The sequence below is a fragment of the Cupriavidus sp. 05N38 genome, from assembly GCF_056397345.1.
Map to the genome: position 1 here is coordinate 1 of NZ_JBFTNF010000166.1, position 1,010 is coordinate 1,010.

General features: G+C 57.2%; 1 protein-coding gene. It reads right to left on the bottom strand.

The window, feature by feature from the left end:
- The coding region (locus AC1DK4_RS40695; RefSeq protein ID WP_441650516.1) for a hypothetical protein at positions 1 to 848 on the bottom strand (848 nt) is incomplete at its 3' end.
- Positions 849 to 1,010: the final 162 nt, after the last annotated feature.

The window sequence follows — 1,010 nt, forward strand, 5'->3', positions numbered from 1 at the left end:
GGACCGCCTTCGCGCAGGAAGGGCCCCAAGGCCTCGAACTGCGCGATGAAGGCTTGCCACGGCAGCGGCAGTTGCGAGCTGATGCGCGGCTTCGGGACGGCCGACAGGCCGCCCTCGTTCATGTAGCGGCGGATGAACTCCCACTCCGCCTGCAAATCCGCCTCACTGCTGCTTTGCTTGCCGACAAAGGCTATGACGGGAAAGGGCAGCGGCGTGTCGTCGGCGAACCAGCCGAGAAGCAAGCGCTGGCCGGCGACTTCCATCGAACTGACGCCCTCCCAGGGCACAACGACAATCCCTCCACAGCTAGGAGGACGATGCAGATAGACCTGCCGCGTGACACGGTTGAAGCGGATCAGCAGGTGACGGGAGGTCAAGGCTTCCAGGCGGGTGACGCGAAAAGCGTATTTGAAATAAAACCAGAGCGGTGCGCCAGCAAGAAATGTTACGAACACCGCAAAAACAATGTCGCCAATATCCCAAGGTCTGCCGAACACGGTTTCGTTGCCCACGATGAAGGCCCAGAAGATGGGCAAGGCAAAGTCAATCCACATGCCAAACAGGAGGAGAACAACCGCACCTGAGACAAAAGTTACCAGCCCGCGCTTCTCCTCCATGCCACCACAACGCATTTCCAGGTAAGTGTCATTGCAGGCATAGACCGGACCTCGTGTTTCGGCATGTGCGAACCGTTTCGCTGCCTGATTCGCTTTGTCTTCGGCCACGGTCTCTGCATACACGGGTTCCACCAGCGGCTTCTTTGAACCGTCGGCGTCTCCCATGTTCGCTTCAAACCATTGATCAGACTTGATGTTGAGCAGCCATGCCATCCACTCTACGTAGTACATCAGAGCACCTCGCGCAGTCCGCCATAGAGAGCGGCAAGTTCTTCTTGCGTATCCTCGTATGGTTTTTCCCCATTGAACTTGGGTCCGCGATACATGGTGTGTTTGCACCATTTTTGCAGGGCGTCGTCATCGAAAATGGCAATGAATGCGCTAACGGCCAGT